Source organism: Inquilinus limosus (assembly GCF_051487185.1).
GTDB classification, from domain to species: Bacteria; Pseudomonadota; Alphaproteobacteria; order DSM-16000; family Inquilinaceae; genus Inquilinus; species Inquilinus limosus_F.
On sequence record NZ_JAHVDK010000005.1, the window covers coordinates 219582 to 236728 of the forward strand.

19 protein-coding genes are annotated in these 17147 nt (G+C 69.9%); 11 read left to right on the forward strand and 8 right to left on the reverse strand.

Translation table 11 applies throughout. From position 1 onward, the window contains the following. Positions 1–17: 17 nt before the first annotated feature. Positions 18–1055, reverse strand: coding sequence for an L-idonate 5-dehydrogenase (locus tag KXR53_RS07940; RefSeq protein ID WP_437374567.1), 1038 nt, complete (start codon positions 1053–1055; stop codon positions 18–20). 38 nt (positions 1056–1093) lie between these two features. Next, the gene (manD, locus tag KXR53_RS07945; RefSeq protein WP_437374568.1) at positions 1094–2302 is read right to left on the reverse strand and encodes a D-mannonate dehydratase ManD; all 1209 of its coding nucleotides are present in this window, start codon (positions 2300–2302) and stop codon (positions 1094–1096) included. 178 nt (positions 2303–2480) lie between these two features. Between manD and KXR53_RS07950 the strand changes: the two genes are divergently transcribed. Genes KXR53_RS07950 through KXR53_RS07960 form a run of 3 tightly spaced genes read left to right on the forward strand, consistent with a single transcriptional unit; the run spans position 2481 to position 4353 of the window. Beyond that, complete coding sequence (locus tag KXR53_RS07950; protein ID WP_437374569.1) at positions 2481–3206, forward strand: GntR family transcriptional regulator; 726 nt, start codon at positions 2481–2483, stop codon at positions 3204–3206. A 12-nt stretch (positions 3207–3218) separates the two neighbouring features. Beyond that, entirely contained in the window at positions 3219–3536 is a 318-nt protein-coding gene (locus tag KXR53_RS07955) for an antibiotic biosynthesis monooxygenase family protein (protein WP_437374570.1), read from the forward strand. A gap of 31 nt (positions 3537–3567) precedes the next feature. Further along, positions 3568–4353, forward strand: a complete 786-nt coding sequence (locus KXR53_RS07960; RefSeq protein WP_437374571.1) for an inositol monophosphatase family protein — start codon at positions 3568–3570, stop codon at positions 4351–4353. Here the strand turns inward: KXR53_RS07960 and KXR53_RS07965 are convergent. Further along, positions 4295–5038: an HAD family hydrolase gene (locus KXR53_RS07965; protein WP_437374572.1), complete on the reverse strand. Its 744-nt coding sequence runs from the start codon at positions 5036–5038 to the stop codon at positions 4295–4297. The two genes, KXR53_RS07960 and KXR53_RS07965, sit on opposite strands and share 59 nt — an antisense overlap. Positions 5039–5134: 96 nt before the next feature. On the opposite strand from KXR53_RS07965, the gene KXR53_RS07970 reads away from it, so the two are divergent. The 4 genes from KXR53_RS07970 to rpmE all read left to right on the forward strand — a co-directional run bounded on the left by KXR53_RS07970 (position 5135) and on the right by rpmE (position 7266). Next, the gene (locus KXR53_RS07970) at positions 5135–5704 is read left to right on the forward strand and encodes an AAA family ATPase (RefSeq protein WP_437374573.1); all 570 of its coding nucleotides are present in this window, start codon (positions 5135–5137) and stop codon (positions 5702–5704) included. A gap of 46 nt (positions 5705–5750) precedes the next feature. Next, positions 5751–6533 carry an SDR family NAD(P)-dependent oxidoreductase gene (locus tag KXR53_RS07975; RefSeq protein ID WP_437374574.1) on the forward strand — a complete coding sequence of 261 codons (783 nt, stop codon included), beginning with the start codon at positions 5751–5753 and terminating at the stop codon, positions 6531–6533. Further along, positions 6530–6961 carry an HIT domain-containing protein gene (locus tag KXR53_RS07980; protein WP_437374575.1) on the forward strand — a complete coding sequence of 144 codons (432 nt, stop codon included), beginning with the start codon at positions 6530–6532 and terminating at the stop codon, positions 6959–6961. Before KXR53_RS07975 ends, KXR53_RS07980 begins: the two co-directional genes overlap by 4 nt. Before the next feature lie 77 nt (positions 6962–7038). Then, positions 7039–7266, forward strand: coding sequence for a 50S ribosomal protein L31 (gene rpmE, locus KXR53_RS07985; RefSeq protein WP_437374576.1), 228 nt, complete (start codon positions 7039–7041; stop codon positions 7264–7266). 79 nt (positions 7267–7345) lie between these two features. Here the strand turns inward: rpmE and KXR53_RS07990 are convergent, their stop codons facing one another. The 3 genes from KXR53_RS07990 to KXR53_RS08000 form a co-directional block, all read right to left on the reverse strand. After that, a complete protein-coding gene (locus KXR53_RS07990) occupies positions 7346–8092 on the reverse strand; it encodes a class I SAM-dependent methyltransferase (protein WP_437374577.1) in 747 nt (248 codons plus the stop codon). Between the two features lie 167 nt (positions 8093–8259). Next, the gene (locus KXR53_RS07995; protein ID WP_437374578.1) at positions 8260–9300 is read right to left on the reverse strand and encodes a C-terminal binding protein; all 1041 of its coding nucleotides are present in this window, start codon (positions 9298–9300) and stop codon (positions 8260–8262) included. A gap of 14 nt (positions 9301–9314) precedes the next feature. Beyond that, positions 9315–9656, reverse strand: a complete 342-nt coding sequence (locus tag KXR53_RS08000) for a hypothetical protein (RefSeq protein WP_437374579.1) — start codon at positions 9654–9656, stop codon at positions 9315–9317. Between the two features lie 192 nt (positions 9657–9848). Here KXR53_RS08000 and KXR53_RS08005 point away from each other — a divergent pair, with 192 nt between their 5' ends. Continuing rightward, positions 9849–11468, forward strand: coding sequence for an MFS transporter (locus KXR53_RS08005; RefSeq protein ID WP_437374580.1), 1620 nt, complete (start codon positions 9849–9851; stop codon positions 11466–11468). A gap of 12 nt (positions 11469–11480) precedes the next feature. Here the strand turns inward: KXR53_RS08005 and KXR53_RS08010 are convergent, their stop codons facing one another. Continuing rightward, the gene (locus tag KXR53_RS08010) at positions 11481–12671 is read right to left on the reverse strand and encodes a UbiH/UbiF family hydroxylase (RefSeq protein ID WP_437374581.1); all 1191 of its coding nucleotides are present in this window, start codon (positions 12669–12671) and stop codon (positions 11481–11483) included. Positions 12672–12790: 119 nt separating this feature from the next. Here KXR53_RS08010 and ettA point away from each other — a divergent pair, with 119 nt between their 5' ends. The 3 genes from ettA to KXR53_RS08025 all read left to right on the forward strand — a co-directional run bounded on the left by ettA (position 12791) and on the right by KXR53_RS08025 (position 16229). Beyond that, positions 12791–14464, forward strand: coding sequence for an energy-dependent translational throttle protein EttA (gene ettA / locus KXR53_RS08015; RefSeq protein ID WP_437374582.1), 1674 nt, complete (start codon positions 12791–12793; stop codon positions 14462–14464). An 88-nt stretch (positions 14465–14552) separates the two neighbouring features. Continuing rightward, positions 14553–15257, forward strand: coding sequence for a DNA-3-methyladenine glycosylase I (locus tag KXR53_RS08020; RefSeq protein WP_437374583.1), 705 nt, complete (start codon positions 14553–14555; stop codon positions 15255–15257). Positions 15258–15440: 183 nt separating this feature from the next. Beyond that, on the forward strand, positions 15441–16229 hold the full coding sequence (locus tag KXR53_RS08025) for a DUF899 domain-containing protein (RefSeq protein WP_437374584.1): 789 nt from the start codon (positions 15441–15443) through the stop codon (positions 16227–16229). A gap of 200 nt (positions 16230–16429) precedes the next feature. Here the strand turns inward: KXR53_RS08025 and KXR53_RS08030 are convergent, their stop codons facing one another. Continuing rightward, entirely contained in the window at positions 16430–17059 is a 630-nt protein-coding gene (locus tag KXR53_RS08030; RefSeq protein WP_437374585.1) for an acyloxyacyl hydrolase, read from the reverse strand. Between the last annotated feature and the right edge of the window lie 88 nt (positions 17060–17147).

Sequence of the window (17147 nt, forward strand, 5' to 3'; positions counted from 1 at the left end):
TGCGGCTCGGAGGCCGCTTAGAGGTCCAGCAGGTGGACCTTCATCGACTGGTTGCGGTCGAGGGCGATCTGGAAGGCCTGGTCCGCGTCGCGGACCGGGAAGCGATGGGTCATCAGCGGCTTCAGGTCGATCCGCCGCCCGGCGATCATCTCGACCGCCAGCGCATATTCCTCGGCGAAGCGGAAGGAGCCGCGATACTCCAGCTCCTTCGCCATCACCAGATTGGCCGAGACCGGCGACTGGCCGCTCGGCAGATTACCGAGCTGGACCACCCGGCCGCGGGCGCGGGCGGCGCGCAGGGCGGTGTCCAGCCCCGCCGGGCTGCCCGAGGCCTCGACCACCACGCCGAAGCGGCCGCGGTTCCGGCTCCACGCCGCGATGCGGTCCTCGTCCTTGGCGTCGACCGCCTCGTCGGCGCCGAGGCCGAGCGCCGTCTCGCGCGCCTTCTCGGCCAGGTCGACGACGGTGATGCGGCGGGCGCCGGCCTGGCGCGCGACCAGCAGCACCAGCGCGCCGATCGGGCCACAGCCGACGATCAGCACCTCCTCGCCCAGGATCGGTCCGGCGCGGCGGACGGCATGCAGCGACACCGCCAGCGGCTCGGCCATCGAGGCCTCGGCGAAGCTGACATGCTCCGGCACCGGGACGCATTGCCGCGCCGGCACGGTGAGGTATTCGCGGAAGGCGCCCTGCATGTGCGGGAAGATCGAGGCGCTGCCCAGGAACCGCATGTTCAGGCACTGGTTCTCCAGCCCGGCCATGCAGTACTCGCAGCGGCCGCAGGCCCGGCTGGGGTTGACCGCGACCGGCTGGCCGATCGACAGCCCCTCGACGTCGGGCGCCACCTCCGCGACCTCGCCAGCCATCTCATGGCCGAGGATCAGCGGCTCGCGCAGATGGAAGTCGCCGGTCTTTCCCTTGGAGTAGTAGGCGAGATCGGAGCCGCAGATGCCGCCGGCGCGGAACCGCACCTTGACCTCGCCGGGGGCGAGCGTCGGCGGCTCGCGGTCCTCGATCCGCAGATCCTTCGCTTGGTGCAGCACGGCGGCGAACATGGGCGTCTCCTGAGGCGATGGTGGCCGGAAGGGTGGTCCTACCAGCTGGTCAGCGTGCCGTCTTCCAGCCGCGCCACCGGCAGATAGGCGGGCTCGTAGGGGAAGCGGGCGGCCAGCTTTTCGTCAATGTCGACGCCATGGCCGGGCGCCTCGCCCGGATGCATGGTGCCGTCGGCGAAGGACCAGGCGTGGGGGAAGACCTCCAGCGCCGGCTCGGGATAGCCCATGTATTCCTGCACCCCGAAATTCGGCACCCACAGGTCGAAATGCAGCGCGGCGCCCATGCAGACCGGCGACAGGTCCGACGGGCCGTGGAAGCCGGTACGCACATGGTGCAGGGCGGCGAAATCGGCGATACGGCGCAGATGGGTGATGCCGCCGGCATGGGTCAGCGTCGCCCGGATATAGTCGATCAGCTGCTCCTCGATCAGCAGCTTGCAGTCCCAGATGCTGTTGAACACCTCGCCCACCGCGATCGGCGTCGTGGTGTGCTGCCGGATCAGCCGGAAGCCCTCCTGGTTCTCGGCCGGGGTCGGGTCCTCCAGCCAGAACAGGGCGCAGGGCTCGACTGCCTTGCCCAGCCGCGCCGCCTCGATCGGCGTCAGCCGGTGGTGGATGTCGTGCAGCAGATGGGTGTCGAAGCCGAACTTGTCGCGCACCGCCTCGAACAGCTTCGGCACGAAGTTCAGGTACTTCTCGGTCGACCAGGGCTGCTCCTCCGGCCAGCCCTTGGTGGCCGGCTCATAGGCGTCGCCGCCCTTGGCCACGCCGTAGACCGAGGCCATGCCGGGCACGCCGCACTGGACGCGGATCGCCTTGTAGCCCTTCTCCAGATAGGCGGCATAGCGGTCCAGCGCCTCGGGGATGTCGCGGCCGGTGGCGTGGCTGTAGACCATCACGCCCTCGCGCGAGGCCCCGCCCAGCAGCTGGTACAGCGGCAGCCCGGCGACCTTCGCCTTGATGTCCCACAGCGCCATGTCGACGGCGCCGATCGCGCTCATCGTCACCGGGCCGCGGCGCCAATAGGCGCCCTTGTAGAGATACTGCCAGATGTCCTCGATGCGGTGCGGGTCGCGCCCGACCAGCAGCGGGCAGACATGGTCGCGGAGATAGCTGGCCACCGCCAGCTCGCGCCCGTTCAGCGTGGCGTCGCCGATGCCGTGTACGCCGTCGTCGGTGACCAGCTTCAGCGTGACGAAGTTGCGGCCGGGGCAGGTGACGATGACATCGGCGCGGACGATCTTCATGGCGCGTTCTCTCCCGGCTTGCCGCTTGTCCATCGCCGCTTTCTCGCGACGGGAAGTAACCCGACCCTTAGCGCATCTTGAATCACCATACAAGTATGGCAAATGTGAATGGTCATGGTCTACCGGACCCGGCGATCCTCTGTATGCTGGGGCACGACGAGCCGAAACGGGAGGAAAGATGGCCGGACGACGAAGGGCGCAGGAGCCGGGGACGTTGCCGGGGCGCATCCCGCTGAGCGGCGAGGGGCCGATCGGCCGGCAGGTCTATGAGGGGCTGCGCCAGGCGATCATCACCGGCCTGCTGCCACCCGGCACCGCTTTGTCCGAGAAGGACGGGTCGGAGATGTTCGGCGTGTCGCGGCAGCCGGTGCGCGAGGCCTTCATAAAGCTGGTGGAAGCGGGGCTGCTGCAGGTTCTGCCGCAGCGCGGCACCCGGGTGCGCAAGATCTCGAAGCGGCAGGTCGAGCAGGGGCGCTTCATCCGCGAGGCGGTGGAGGCGGCGGTGGTGCGCCTCGCCGCCGAGACGATCGGGGAGGCGGAGCTGCAGCGGCTGAACCGCAACCTGGAGGCGCAGCGCGACGCGGCCCGCCGGCAGGACCATGCCGGCTTCCTGGCGCTCGACGAGGCTTTCCACCGCCTGATCATCGAGGCGATCGACTGTCTGCCGGCCTGGAGCACGATCGAGCACATGAAGGCGCAGATGGACCGGGTGCGCTATCTCAGCCTGCCCGACGTCTCGCCTTTGGAGATGCTGATCGCGCAGCATGAGGAGATCGTGGCGGGGCTGCGGGCGCATGATCCCGACGCCGCCGAGGCAGCGATGCGCCGGCATCTGCGCGAGATCCTGTCGTCGCTCGGACCCATCGCTCAACGCCGGCCGGAGCTGTTCGAGCTCGATGCCTGAAGGAGGAAGAAGATGATCGTCCGCGTCTGGCGCGGCTGGGCCGCGCCGTCCAACCCGTTGGCCTATCCCGAGCATTTCCACGGCGCCGTGCTGCCGGCGCTGCGCGGCATCGCCGGGTTCCGCGGCGCCTCGCTGCTGCGCCAGAACCGGCCGGGCGAGATCGAGTTCATGGTGCTGACCCGCTGGGAGTCGATGGAGGCGATCCGCGCCTTCGCCGGCGATGATCCGGAACAGGCTGTGGTCGAGCCGGAAGCCGTGGCGGCGCTGATGCGGTTCGACGGCAGGGTCCAGCATTACGCGGTTGTCGAGGAAGGGGCCGGTCCCGGATGATCGCGGGCTTCTCAAGCGACAGGAGAGACCGGTGAGCGATCGACAGACCCTGGCCCTGATGCGGATCGTGGCCGAGGCGCTGGCCCGGGCCGGCGGCCGTCTGGCCTTGGCCCAGCTGGCCGAGCGCCGGGACCTCGCGGTCGAGGCCAAGGGGCCGCAGGATTTCGTCACCGCGGTCGACAAGGCGGTCGAGACCCTGATCCGCAACCGGCTGCGCGAGACCTTCCCCGACCACGCCGTGCTGGGCGAGGAGTTCGGGCTGGACCGGCAGGACGCCCGCATCGTCTGGGGGCTGGACCCGATCGACGGCACTGCCAACTTCATGCGCGGCCGGCCGATCTGGTGCGTCTCGATCGGCGCCACCGTCGACGGAAAGCCGGCGCTGGGCGTGATCTACGATCCGGTGCATGACGAGCTGTACAGCGCCGTGGCGGGGCAGGGCGCCATCCGGAACGGCGCGCCGATCGCGGTCAACGCCGCCGCCCGGCCGGAGGCGGCGGTGATCGGCGTCGGCTACGCGCCGGGCCGGAAGGTCGACGCGCATGTCCGCCAGATCGACCACATCCTGTCGCACGGCGCGGAATATCGGCGGATCGGCTCCTCGGCCCTGCTGCTGGCCTATGTCGCCGACGGCCGGATCGACGGCTTCTCCGCCGCCCACATCAACGCCTGGGATGTGATGGCCGGCCTGGTTCTGGTGCGCGAGGCGGGCGGCGTGACCGACGATTTCCTGGAGAGCGGGGCGCAGAGTGGCCCGGTCACCGCCGTGGCGCCGGGCGTCGCCGATTTGGCGCGACAGCTGATGGCGCTGGTCTGAGCGCGCCGTCATAGCTCGGCGGCGGCACCCCGGCCGCCAGCCAGGCCGCGATCTCCGCCATCGTGGCGAAGCTGCGGCCGGCGCCGGCGGCCCTGAGGCGCAGCGCCAGCTCGGGGTCGGCATGGCCACCGCCGGTGAAGCCGACCACCTTCATCCCGGCCCGGCGGGCGGCGGTGACGCCAGCGACCGAATCCTCGATCACCAGGCAGTCGGCCGGGTCGGCGCCCATCTGCGAGGCGGCGTAGAGGAAGACGTCCGGCGCTGGCTTGCCGCGCGCCACCTGGCTGGCCGAGAAGACATGCGGGTCCAGCCGCGGCAGCAGCCCCGCCGTCTCCAGGTTGCGGCGCAGATTGGGCAGGCCGGTGGAGGAGGCGACGCAAGGCGGGTGACCGAGCCCGGCGGCCGCCATGATCGCATCGACGGCGCCAGCGATCGGCCGCAGCTCGTCGGCGAAACGGCGGGCGCATTCCGCCCGGATGTCCTCGATCATCCGCTCCTCGACCGTGAAGCCGAGCTCTGCCGCCAGCGTGCTCCAGGCCACATGGTGCGGCGTGCCGCAGAAGCGACGGGCGATCTCGCTCGGCGGTACGAGATGGCCGAGCCGGGCCAGGGCCTCGGAATCGACGGCGCAGAAGATCACTTCCGAGTCGATCAGCACGCCGTCGCAGTCGAAGATCACCAGCATGGCAGGCCCGGGGCAGGAAAAGGCGGAAGGGAAAGGCGGGGCGACAACATCATGTCCCTGCTCTATGTGCAAGGCGCAGAGCGTGAGGGGGAAGTCATGGCGCCCAGACGCATCCACATCACCGGCGCATCCGGCTCCGGCACCACGACGCTGGGCCGGGCGCTGGCGGCTGAAACCGGCGCGCGGCACCTGGACACGGACGACTTCTACTGGCTGCCGACCGATCCGCCGTTCCGGGAGAAGCGGCCGGTTCCCGAGCGTCTGGCGCTGATCGACGAAGCCATCGGCCCGGCCGAACGCTGGGTCCTGACCGGTTCGCTGATGGGGTGGGGCGATCCGCTGATCCCGCGATTCGACCTGGTCGTCTTCCTCACCATCCCGCCAGCGCTGCGGCTCGCCCGGCTGCGGGCCCGCGAGGTGGAGCGCTACGGCGCCGCGGCGCTGGCCCCCGGCGGCGCCATGCATGTGATCCACCAGGTCTTCCTCGACTGGGCGGAGGCCTACGATGTCGGCACCCGCGTCGGCCGCAACCGCGAGGCGCACGAGGCCTGGCTGGCACAGCTGCCCTGCCCGGTGCTGCGCATCGAGGGCGACACGACGGTGGAGGAGCGGGTGCGGCGGGTGCTGTCCTTTCGCATCCGCGAGGGCCGGGCATGGCGGGGATGAGCGGCTGGAGTAGACTGCACGAGACGCGAGAAGGGGATGCATGACCATGACCGAACCTGACGCCTTGCCCCGCCTGGACGGGGAGATGGCCCTGGTCACCGGGGCCAGCCGCGGCATCGGCGCCGCCGCGGCGCGGGCGCTGGCGGCGCAAGGCGCGGCGGTGGCGCTGACCGCGCGGTCGGCCGAGGCGATCGACGGCATCGCCCGCGAGCTGCGCGACGCCGGCGGCCGGGCGATTGCCATCGCCGGCGACATCGGCGACGTCGCCTGGGCCGGCACGATGGTGAAGCAAGCGGCCGACGCGCTGGGCGCGCCGACCATCCTGGTCAACAATGCCGGCATGGTCAGGCCGATCGGCCGGCTCCTCGACTGCGAGCCCGCCGAATGGGCCCGCAATTTCACGGTCAACCTGCTTGGTGCCTATGCCGTGCTGCGGGCGGTGCTGCCCGGCATGGTGGCGCGCGGCGGCGGCACTGTGGTCAATGTCAGCTCCGGCGCCGCCGAGAACGTCTATGAGGGCTGGAGCGCATACTGCGCCGGCAAGGCCGGCCTGGCGATGCTGACCCGGTCGCTGCATCTGGAATATGGCGGGCAGGGCGTCCGCGCCTTCGGCTTCCGCCCGGGCACCGTCGACACCGAGATGCAGGGCGAGATCCGCGCTTCCGGCATCAATCCGGTCAGCCAGATGCCGCGCGAGGCGCATGCGCCGCCGGAGCATCCGGCCCGCGTCATCGCCTGGCTGTGCGGGCCCGAGGCGCAGGACCTGGTCGGGCGTGAGCTCAGCATCCGCGACCCGGAGCTGCGCCGCCGCACGGGGCTGCCGTCATGAGCGCCGGGAAGGAAGCGGGATTCGCCCTCGACCCGCGGATCGCGGCTTCGACCCTGGAATGGCGCGACTGGTCGCTGTCTCAGGTGCGGCTGATGAATGACCGTCGTTTCCCCTGGCTGCTGCTGGTGCCGCGGCGGGCGAAGGCGGTGGAATGGCACACCCTGGCGCCGGAGGACCAGGCGACGCTGCATCAGGAGACGATGCTGGCGGCGTGCGCGCTCGCCGCGGTGTTCCCGGCGATGAAGATCAACATCGGCGCGCTCGGCAACGTCGTGCCGCAGCTCCATGTTCATGTCCTGGCGCGGCGGGCGGGCGACCCCGCCTGGCCCGGCCCGGTCTGGGGCGCCGGCACCGCCGAGCCCTACGGCCCGGGCGAAGCCGAGGCGCTGTTGGCGAAGCTGGGGACGGTTCTCGACGAAGCGACGTGAGCCATGCACGGCGCCGACCTTGCATTTCGCCGCCGGTTTCGTTATACGGCCCCCTCGTTTGTGCGGAGCCCCCGGCCATGAAGACCGATATTCATCCTGACTACCACGAGATCACCGTCGTGATGACCGACGGGACCGAGTTCAAGACTCGCAGCACGTACGGCAAGCCGGGCGACACCCTGCGTCTCGACATCGACCCGAAGTCGCACCCGGCCTGGACCGGTGTGCAGAAGCTGGTCGACCGCGGCGGCCAGGTGGCGAAGTTCAACAAGCGCTTCGAGGCGTTCGGCCTGAAGAAGTCCTGATCGCGCGGCGCCCGGACGGGCGCCCGACGATGCTGGTCCGCGAGCCGGCCCCCGCATGGGAGGCCGGCTTTTCGTGTTCTCAGGCCTGCCGGCCCAGCGGGATGATGTCGCGCGACGACGGCGTCCAGGGGGCGCCGGTCCAGTCGCCCAGCCAGGAATCGACCGCCAGCCCGGCCTCGGCGATCAGCCGCTCGAGCTGGTCGCGCGGCGGGAAGGCGATGCGGGAGCATGAGGACAGGACCCGGCCGTCGGCGATGATCCGGTAGAAGGTGCCGTAGGTCACGATACCGGTGGCCGGGTCGTGCTCGACATCGTTCCAAGCGTCCACCGCGCCGAAGCGGGGATGCTCGATCCGGCGACCCGACTCCGCGGGCGTCCACTCCCGCCACTCCTCCATCGCCGGGTTGCGGCTGTCGAAGATGAACCGGCCTGCCGGCGCCAGATGCGCGGCGATGGTCTGCAGCGCCGCCAGCTGGTCCTCCGGCGTCAGGAAGACCTGGAAGGCGTGGCCGGTCAGCACGATGAAGTCGAAGCGCCGGCCCAGCCGGACACTGCGGCCGTCGCCCTGGACCCAGGTCACCCGGTCGCCGACCGGGCGGGTGCGGGCGATGTCCAGCATGGCCTCCGCCGGGTCGACGCCGAACACCGTGCGTCCCGGCTCGCCCGCCAGCTCCGCCGCCAGCCAGCCGGTGCCGCAGCCGAGATCGAGGACGGAGGCGCATCCCGCCGCCAGCGACCGGCAATACTCCCGGTCCGTCGACCAGCCGTTATCGACATCGTAGAAGCTGGCCAGATCCGGGTCGCCGTAGAGCCGATCCTGGGTCATCGGAATCCCCCAACCATCGTTATCAAGAACTCATGCCCCTCGTCGTCATGGCGAGCCCCGAAGGGGCGTGGCCATCCAGCGGCGCCGGCCCCTGGATGGCCGCGGCGCTGCGCGCCTCGCCATGACGAAAAAGGTCGGAAAGGTCGATCTCAAAGGCAGCCGGTCTTTCAGCGCCGCAGCTTCTTCCGGTCCAGGAATGCCTCGTTGACGCAGTTGCGCAGGGCGCCGCTGCGCAGATAGGTGACCGCGGTCTCGGCCGAGAGACGGCGGGCATCGGCTTGGCTCTCCGGGCTCGACCAAGCCGCGTGCGGCGTCAGGATCAGCCGGCCGCGCAGCCAGTCCGGCTGGTCGCGATAGGCGGCCAGCAGCGCCGGCAGCGGCTGGGGCGGCGGCTCCTCCGGCAGGACGTCGAGCGCGGCGCCGGCGATCCGTCCCGCCTCCAGCGCGCGGTGCAGCGCCTCCAGGTCGACGATGGCGCCGCGGGCGGTGTTGATCAGCACCGCGTGTGGCCGCATCACCGAGAAGGCGGCGTCGCCGAACAGCCGGCTGGTCTCCGGCGTCAGCGGCGCGTGGATCGATACGATGTCCGAGGCGGAGAGAAGATCGGAGAGGGTCTCGACCCGGGTGATGCCGAGGGCGATCTCCTGGCCGCGCGGGATGTAGGGGTCGTAGGCCAGGATCTCCAGCCCGAAGGCCCTGGCCCGCATCGCTGTGGCGGTGCCGATCCGGCCCAGCCCGACGATGCCGAAGCGGCCGCCGCGGATGCGCCGGGTCAGGCGCCCGGCCTCCAGCACGTAGTTCCCGGCCGGATCGGCCTGCAGCGCCTGGTCATAGGCCGGGATGCCGCGCAGCAGCGCCAGCATCAGGCCGATCGCGTGGTCGGCGACCTCGCTGGTGCCGTAGTCGGGTGTGTTCGCCACCGGGATGCCGGCGGCGCCGGCCGCCGCCAGGTCGATATGGTCGAAGCCGACCCCGGCGCGGACGATGACCCGGCAGCGGGTCAGCTTGTCGATCACCGACTGGTCGATCCTGAGCTCGTGCCAGGTCAGCAGCGCGTCGCAGTTGGCATAGACCTCGTCCGGGATCTTCCGGCGCTCGCGCTCGCGCCGGATCACGAACTCGACATCGGCGCCGCCGACCTGCCGTTCGATCACGGCGTCGTCGGCATATTGCGCGTCGGGCGACAGGATGGTGAAGCGGGGTGCCATCGCGGACCGGCCGGTCAGTGGTCGGCGCGGTGCAGGATCGTGCCGGCCAGGCCTGTGTCATAGGCCAGGCCGTCGGCGGTGAGCAGGGCGGCGCCGGGGAAGCCGGAGCGGATCAGCCCCTTGCGCTCGAGCGCCGCGAACACCGCGATGTTGTGCAGCCCGGTCATGTCCCGGCCCATCACCACCGCGTCGCCGACATGGTAGTGGTCGCCATGCGGCGGCGGGAAGCTGGAGACCAGCACCGTGCCGTCCTCCTGCGGCGTGGCGAAACGGGGGGTCTGCGCCATCTGCTGCAGCACCGTCAGGGTCTTGAGCTGCAGCGGGTTCAGGCCGAGCGGGTTCTTCTTGGCAGGCATTGGGCGTCGTCGGTTGTGAGCGTGGCGGGCCTCGAGAGCCGTCACGGAACCGTAGCAGCGCCGGCAGCCGGCCGCCACCGTCCCGCCGGTCAGCCGAATTCGGGACAGGCTGGTCCAGGACGAGTTGGCGTATAATTGACTTCAAAAGCAGCTCGAACGAGCCGGGAGGCCATATTCGGGGAGGAATTCGGAATGACGGTCTCGGCACCCACGGTTGCTGAAGGCGGCCGCCTCGTCAGCCGCCAGGAAGAGCGCAAGGTCATCTTCGCCTCGTCGCTCGGCACGGTCTTCGAGTGGTACGATTTCTATCTCTACGCGACGCTGGCGCCGTTCTTCGCGGCGCTGTTCTTCCCGCCCGGCAACGAGACGGCGGCACTGCTGTCCGCCTTCGCCACCTATGCCGCGGGCTTCCTGGTGCGGCCCTTCGGCGCCGTGGTGTTCGGCCATGTCGGCGACATCGTCGGACGGAAATACACCTTCCTCGTTACCATCCTGGTGATGGGCAGCGCGACCGTCCTGGTCGGTCTGCTGCCGACCTATGAGGCGATCGGCTATCTGGCGCCGATCCTCCTGGTCACGCTGCGCCTGCTGCAGGGGCTGGCGCTGGGTGGTGAATACGGCGGCGCCGCGACCTATGTGGCCGAGCACGCGCCGGCCAAAGGCCGCGGTTATTCCACCAGCTGGATCCAGACCACGGCGACGCTCGGCTTCTTCCTGTCGCTGCTGGTCATCGGCCTCTGCCGCATCGGCATGGACGACGCCTCGTTCCGGTCCTGGGGCTGGCGCGTGCCATTCCTGCTCTCCTTCGTCCTGCTGGTCTTCTCGGTCTACATCCGGATGCGGCTGAACGAGTCGCCGGTGTTCCGGCGGATGAAGGCGGAGGGCCGCGGCTCGGACCACCCGATCCGCGACAGCTTCTTCCGCTACCCCAACAACAAATACGTGTTGCTGGCCCTCCTGGGCGCCACGGCGGGGCAGGGGGTGATCTGGTACACGGGACAGTTCTACGCCCTGTTCTTCCTGCAGATCACGCTGAAGCTCGACTACCTGACCGCCTATACGCTGATCGCGATCGCGCTCCTGATCGGCACGCCGTTCTTCATCTTTTTCGGCTGGCTGTCGGACCGGATCGGCCGGCTGAAGATCATCCTGGTGGGTTGCCTGCTCGGCGCGCTCACCTATTTTCCGCTGTTCCAGGGCCTGACCCACTACGTCAACCCGGCGCTGGAGAGCTTCCAGGCGACGACGCCGATCACGGTCACGGCCGATCCGGCGACCTGCAGCTTCCACCTGTTCCCGACCGCCAGCACCGCCTACAGCGAATGCGACCGGGTGAAGAACTTCCTGACCAATGCCGGGCTGTCCTTCACCAGCGCCGACGCAGCGGCAGGCAGCCAGGTCGTGACCAGGATCGGCAACACGGAGGTCGCCGGCTGGAACCAGGACCAGCTCAAATCCGTGCTGACGGAGGCGAAATATCCGGCCGTCGCGGACCCGAGCCAGGTCAATTACGGCATGACGCTGCTGATCCTGGTGGTGATGCTGATCTATGTCACCATGGTCTACGGGCCGATCGCGGCCTTCCTGGTGGAGCTGTTCCCGACCAGGATCCGCTACACCTCGATGTCCCTGCCGTACCACATCGGCAACGGCTGGTTCGGCGGCATGCTGCCGCTCCTGGCCACCGCCGTGGTCGCGGCCTCGGGCAACATCTATGCCGGGCTGTGGTATCCGATCGGGGTCGCGGTGATGACGGTGGTCATCGGCCTGCTGTTCCTGCGCGACCGGACGAACGTCGACATCACGCAGTAGAACGCGCTCCGATCACGCGCCTCCCGGCGCGATGCCCTCCCGCATCAGCAGGCGGCGCAGCGGCGCGACCCGCTTCACCGCCTGCAGCGCCAGGGCACGCAGGGCGAGGGCAGGGGCCGCGTCGGTCAGCAGCGACCGGTTCAGCAGGTCGACCCCGGCGCTGCGGCTGGCGACGTCGCCGCGCCGCCGGGCCTCGTAGCGCGCCATCGCCGCCGCGGCGCCAGGGTTCGTTCCGGTGCGAACGGCCGCGGCCGCGATCTCGGCGATGGCGGCGGCGTCGCGGAAGCCGAGATTGAGGCCCTGGGCGCCGATCGGCGGCAGCGCATGGGCCGCCTCGCCGACCAGCGCCGCCCGCGGCACCGCCAGCCGCCGCGCGGCCAGGCCGGACAGCGGGAAGATCTGGCGCGGCCCGTCCAGCGTCACCGCGCCCAGGATCGGCTCGGCCCGCCGGCCGATGGCCCGGGCCAGCGCTGCGTCATCGAGCGCCGCCAGCGCCTCGGCCTCGGCCGGCCGTGTCACCCAGACCAGGCTCGACCGCCGCTCGCCCAGCGGCACCAGCGTGAAGGGGCCGGCGGTGGTGTGGATCTCGGTCGAGGTGTCGTCGTGGCCGCGGGCGTGGCGCAGCGTGGTCACCAGCGCCGCCTGGTCGTAGCCCCAGCGCCGCACACCGATGCCGGCTGCCGTGCGCACCACGGAATTGCGGCCGTCGGCGCCGACCGCCAGCCGGCCGCGCAGCGTCTCGCCGGCGCGGGTCCGAACCGTCGCACCGCCGATGCCGATGCGGATCTCCGCGGCCGCATCGGCCACCCGGCGCAGCTGCGGCGCGGCGGCGACGGCGTCGGCCAGGGCGGCGACCAGGTCGCGGTTGGCGACGTTGAAGCCGAAGGCCTCCAGGCCGATCTCGGCGGCGCGGAACACGACCTCCGGCGCGCGGATACGGCGATCGCGGTCGTCGATCAGCCGGATCGCCCGCATCGGCGCCGCCACGGGCCGCAGCGCCGGCCAGACCCCGGCCTGCTCCAGGATCCGCACCGACCCGGCCAGCAGCCCGGTGGTGCGATGATCCTCCGGCGCCGGCGGGGCGACCAGCACGGTCGCGATGCCGCCCCGGGCCAGCAGCAATGCCGTCAGCAGCCCGGCCGGGCCGCCGCCGACCACGATCGCGTCGGTCTCCGGGGCAGGTGTCTTGCGGGTGCGAGTCATGCCCATGTCATAGCAGGCGGAGAAGCGATGCGCCCATGGCCGAAGCAACCCTGGTTTTCGGCGTCCCCATGGGCTAAAACCCGGGCCTCCCCAGACCGGTTTGTGACGGAGCGGCTTCGATGGCCTCCTACCAGTACGTCTTCGTGATGAAGGACATGACCAAGGCCTATCCAGGCGGCAAGGTCGTGCTGGAGAAGATCTGGCTGTCCTTCCTGCCGGGCGCGAAGATCGGCGTGCTGGGCCCGAACGGCTCCGGCAAGTCGACGCTGATGCGGATCATGGCCGGCATCGACAAGGAGTTCACCGGCGAGGCCTGGGTGGCGCAGGGCGCCACCGTCGGCTATCTGCCGCAGGAGCCGCAGCTCGACCCGAACAAGACCGTGGCCGAGAACGTTATGGAGGGGCTGGGACCGATCAAGGCGATGGTCGACCGCTTCAACGCCGTCAGCGAGGCGATGGGCGAGCCGGATGCCGATTTCGACGCGCTGATCGCCGAGCAGGCCGAGCTGCAGGAGAAGATCGACGCGGCCGATGCCTGGGACCTCGACCGCACCGTCGAGATCGCCATGGACGCGCTGCGCTGCCCGCCCGGCGACAGCCCGGTGACCAACCTGTCGGGTGGCGAGAAGCGCCGCGTGTCCTTGGCCAAGCTCTTGCTGTCCAAGCCAGATCTGCTGCTGCTGGACGAGCCGACCAACCATCTCGACGCCGAATCCGTGGCCTGGCTGGAGCGTCATCTGGAGGACTATGCCGGCACCGTGGTGATGGTGACCCACGACCGCTACTTCCTCGACAACGTCACCGGCTGGATTCTCGAGCTCGACCGTGGCCGCGGCATCCCCTACGAGGGCAACTACTCGGCCTATCTCGACGCCAAGGAGAAGCGCCTGGCCCAGGAGGCCAAGGAGGAGTCGAGCCGGCAGAAGACCCTGGCCAGCGAGCTGGAGTGGATCCGGCAGGGCGCCCGCGGCCGCCAGGCCAAGCAAAAGGCGCGCATCCACGCCTATGAGGAGCTGCTGGCGCAAAGCCGCGAGCAGGCGCCCGGCCAGGCCCAGATCCTGATCCCGACGCCGGAGCGCCTGGGCGACAACGTGATCGAGGCTCAAGGGCTGTCGAAGGGCTTCGGCGACCGCCTCCTGATCGACAATCTCAGTTTCCGCCTGCCGCGCGGCGGCATCGTCGGCGTGATCGGCCCGAACGGCGCCGGCAAGTCGACGCTGTTCAAGATGATCACCGGGCAGGAGCAGCCGGACGGCGGCACGCTCAGGATCGGCGAGACGGTCAAGCTCGGCTATGTCGACCAGAGCCGCGACGACCTGGCGCCGAACAAGACGGTGTGGGAGGAGATCTCGGGCGGGCTCGACGAGATCGACCTCGGCAAGCGCAAGATGCCCAGCCGCGCCTATGTCGGCGCCTTCAACTTCAAGGGCGGCGACCAGCAGAAGAAGGTCGGCCAGCTCTCGGGCGGCGAGCGCAACCGCGTCCACCTGGCGAAGATGCTGAAGTCGGGCGCCAACGTCATCCTGCTCGACGAGCCGACCAACGATCTCGATGTCGAGACACTGCGGGCGCTCGAGGAATCGCTGCTGGCCTTCCCCGGCTGCGCCATCATCATCAGCCACGACCGCTTCTTCCTGGACCGCCTGGCCACCCACATGCTGGCCTTCGAGGGCGACAGCCAGGTGGTGTGGTTCGAGGGCAACTACGAGGATTACGAGAAGGACCGCAAGCGCCGCCTGGGTGTCGAGGCGGACCAGCCGCACCGGATCAAGTACAAGCCGCTGACTCGTTGACGGAACGGGCCGGCCCCGTTTTTCTCTAGATCCACGCGGGCGGGAGGGGCTTGCTCTCCGCCTGCGCCGGAACCGAGGGAGGCGGGGCATGGGCGATTTCGCGAGGATCGTCGCGCTGGCGGCGGAGCGCCGGGGCGGCATGGACGTGCTCGAGCGCGCGTTGGCCGAGACCAGGTCCCGCACCCCCGCGGAGATCGCTGCGACGCCGGACGACCGCATCCTCTCGGCGATGACGCGGCGGGTGTTCTACGCCGGCTTCTCGTCCAAAGTCATCGACAGCAAATGGGACGGCTTCGAGGCGGCTTTCGACGGCTTCGACCCCGCCCGCTGCGCCGCGCTGTCCGAGGAGCGCTTCGATGCCCTCCTGAAGGACGGCCGCATCGTCCGGCATGGGGCGAAGATCCAGTCGGTCCCGGCCAACGCCCAATTCGTGCTGGACCTGGCGGCCGAGCATGGCAGCGCCGCCCGATTCCTCGCGGAATGGCCGGACGACGACTATGTCGGCCTGCTGGAGGTCCTGAAGAAGCGCGGCAGCCGGATGGGGGGCGACACCGGCATGCGCTTCCTGCGCTCGATCGGCAAGCCGGCCTTCATCCCGACCCAGGACGTGGTGGCGGCGCTGATCCGCGAAGGCGTGCTGACTCGGGCTCCGAGCAGCAAGGGCGACTTCAAGGCCATGCAGCAGGCCTTCAACCGCTGGTCGGCGGAATCGGGGCGGGACCTCACCGAGATCAGCCGCATCCTGGCGATGAGCATCGGTGACGTCGGGGGCCGGCACGCCGGCCGGCGGTGACGGCGGGATCGGACTCTCGTTCCGCGAAGCGAGCCCATCGGACTCCCGCCACACTTGTCACTCCCCACTGTTCGATGCCCGGCATCAATCTACCTCACGACCAACAACGAGCGACGGCGTCGAATGAATTGCGCTTCGGCCACGTGGCGCGGGCATTCGGCCAAGTGAGGAGGGTTCAAAGCCATGACGACATCAGCCGAGAACGGACGGAAAGGCGCTGCCATGCACACGCCGCCGGTCGTGTCGCCGCAGGCGTGGGAGGCGGCCCGCCAGCAGCTGCTCGTGAAGGAAAAGGCCCTGACGCGCGCCCGCGACGCCCTGGCCGCCGAGCGCCGGCGAATGCCGTGGATGGCCGTGGAGAAGGCCTATGCGTTCGAGGGGCCTGCAGGGAAGGTCAGCCTGCTCGATCTGTTCGACGGCCGGCGTCAGCTGATCGTCTACCGCGCCTTCTTCGAGCCGGGAGTGTTTGGCTGGCCCGACCACGCCTGCCGGGGCTGCTCCATGGTGGCCGATCAGGTCGCCCACGTCGCCCACCTGAACGCCCGTGACACCACCCTCGTCTTCGTCTCGCGTGCGCCTCAGGCGGACATCGCGCGGCTGAAGGCGCGGATGGGCTGGAAGATGCCGTGGTTCACCATCACGGACAGCTTCGACGCCGATTTCGGCGTGGATGAGTGGCACGGCACGAACGTGTTCTACCGCGACGGCGACCGCGTGTTCCGCACTTACTTCGTCAACAACCGCGGCGACGAGCAGATGGGGGGTACCTGGAACTACCTCGACATCACGCCGCTGGGCCGGCAGGAAGTCTGGGAGGACTCGCCCGAGGGCTATCCTCAGACCCCGACCTACAAGTGGTGGAACTGGCACGACAGCTACGTCGCAGGCGCAGCGCCCGACAAGAAGTGGGTCGAGGTGTCGGACGCCGGAGAGGCGGCCTTCCGGAACCAACAGGCGAGCACGAAGCCATAGGCCGGGCCTGGTCCGGTGGGCCCGACGGGCGGCGACGGTCGGCCCGAGGGGGCTGCGACTGCCCGGAGCGCGAAGGTCGTGGCCCCGGGGCGGGTCGCTGCTGGCACCTCAAGAAGAACCACGGCACCCCGGCCGCCGGCTGATTTCGACGGCGAGACCGATGACGGTCTGCGATTGTCGGGGCCGGTGCCGGCCCCTGATCAGTTCAGCGGGATCGAGAGGTTCAGCGTCAAGGTCTCGACGCCCGGGTTCACGTCGCCGATGCCGGCGTTGGAGATGTGGTGGAAGGCGGCGCCGATCCGCATCCGGTTGTCGAACTCCCAGGCCGCCTCGATGCCGGTGCGGAATTCGAGGGTCGAGCCCATCTTGCGGCCGTCGCCATCGAAATAGGCGCCGATCGCGGCGTTCGGTGACAGGATGAAATGATCGCCGAAGCGGACGTCGACCATGCCGCCGCCATAGACATAGCCGGCCGAATCGGTGGTGCCCTCTACGCCGATGAAGGGTCGGATGCGCAGGAATTCCTGGTTGAAGCGCAGCTCCACGCGGCCGATGCCGGCGCCGCCCTTGTCGCGGTCCTCGTGGGCCTTGTCGCCCTTGTCGTTCAGGATGTTGTAGTAGCCCGCACCGACCGTCAGCGACATCGGCACGCCGGTGGCGCCGTTGCCGACGCGGATGTCGCCGACCTCCGACGTCTCGCCGATGATGCCGGCGGCGAGGATCGCGGCCGAACCGATCCCGATCCAGATAGGCACGGAAGCGGCCTGCGCCGCCTGCACGGATCCGAGCACGACGACAGCCGCCGCGACGCCGGTCAGGAGCTTCTTCATTCTGCACCCTTCATTCCTGCCAGGACCGCGGCCCCGGGGTCCGGGATGATTACGGTCCCAAGAAACCCGACGCAACGCTTTTCCGCCC

What these genes read in the sequence shown, in the direction of transcription:
- KXR53_RS07970 (WP_437374573.1), top strand. Translation starts at nt 5,135, where the DNA reads ATGGCGCCCAGACGCATCCACATCACCGGCGCATCCGGCTCCGGCACC.
- KXR53_RS08005 (WP_437374580.1), top strand. Translation starts at nt 9,849, where the DNA reads ATGACGGTCTCGGCACCCACGGTTGCTGAAGGCGGCCGCCTCGTCAGC.
- KXR53_RS07940 (WP_437374567.1), bottom strand. Translation starts at nt 1,055, where the DNA reads ATGTTCGCCGCCGTGCTGCACCAAGCGAAGGATCTGCGGATCGAGGAC.
- KXR53_RS07950 (WP_437374569.1), top strand. Translation starts at nt 2,481, where the DNA reads ATGGCCGGACGACGAAGGGCGCAGGAGCCGGGGACGTTGCCGGGGCGC.
- rpmE (WP_437374576.1), top strand. Translation starts at nt 7,039, where the DNA reads ATGAAGACCGATATTCATCCTGACTACCACGAGATCACCGTCGTGATG.
- KXR53_RS07980 (WP_437374575.1), top strand. Translation starts at nt 6,530, where the DNA reads ATGAGCGCCGGGAAGGAAGCGGGATTCGCCCTCGACCCGCGGATCGCG.
- KXR53_RS07990 (WP_437374577.1), bottom strand. Translation starts at nt 8,092, where the DNA reads ATGACCCAGGATCGGCTCTACGGCGACCCGGATCTGGCCAGCTTCTAC.
- KXR53_RS08020 (WP_437374583.1), top strand. Translation starts at nt 14,553, where the DNA reads ATGGGCGATTTCGCGAGGATCGTCGCGCTGGCGGCGGAGCGCCGGGGC.
- KXR53_RS07955 (WP_437374570.1), top strand. Translation starts at nt 3,219, where the DNA reads ATGATCGTCCGCGTCTGGCGCGGCTGGGCCGCGCCGTCCAACCCGTTG.
- KXR53_RS08025 (WP_437374584.1), top strand. Translation starts at nt 15,441, where the DNA reads ATGACGACATCAGCCGAGAACGGACGGAAAGGCGCTGCCATGCACACG.
- KXR53_RS08010 (WP_437374581.1), bottom strand. Translation starts at nt 12,671, where the DNA reads ATGACTCGCACCCGCAAGACACCTGCCCCGGAGACCGACGCGATCGTG.
- KXR53_RS08000 (WP_437374579.1), bottom strand. Translation starts at nt 9,656, where the DNA reads ATGCCTGCCAAGAAGAACCCGCTCGGCCTGAACCCGCTGCAGCTCAAG.
- KXR53_RS07975 (WP_437374574.1), top strand. Translation starts at nt 5,751, where the DNA reads ATGACCGAACCTGACGCCTTGCCCCGCCTGGACGGGGAGATGGCCCTG.
- KXR53_RS08030 (WP_437374585.1), bottom strand. Translation starts at nt 17,059, where the DNA reads ATGAAGAAGCTCCTGACCGGCGTCGCGGCGGCTGTCGTCGTGCTCGGA.
- ettA (WP_437374582.1), top strand. Translation starts at nt 12,791, where the DNA reads ATGGCCTCCTACCAGTACGTCTTCGTGATGAAGGACATGACCAAGGCC.
- KXR53_RS07965 (WP_437374572.1), bottom strand. Translation starts at nt 5,038, where the DNA reads ATGCTGGTGATCTTCGACTGCGACGGCGTGCTGATCGACTCGGAAGTG.
- manD (WP_437374568.1), bottom strand. Translation starts at nt 2,302, where the DNA reads ATGAAGATCGTCCGCGCCGATGTCATCGTCACCTGCCCCGGCCGCAAC.
- KXR53_RS07995 (WP_437374578.1), bottom strand. Translation starts at nt 9,300, where the DNA reads ATGGCACCCCGCTTCACCATCCTGTCGCCCGACGCGCAATATGCCGAC.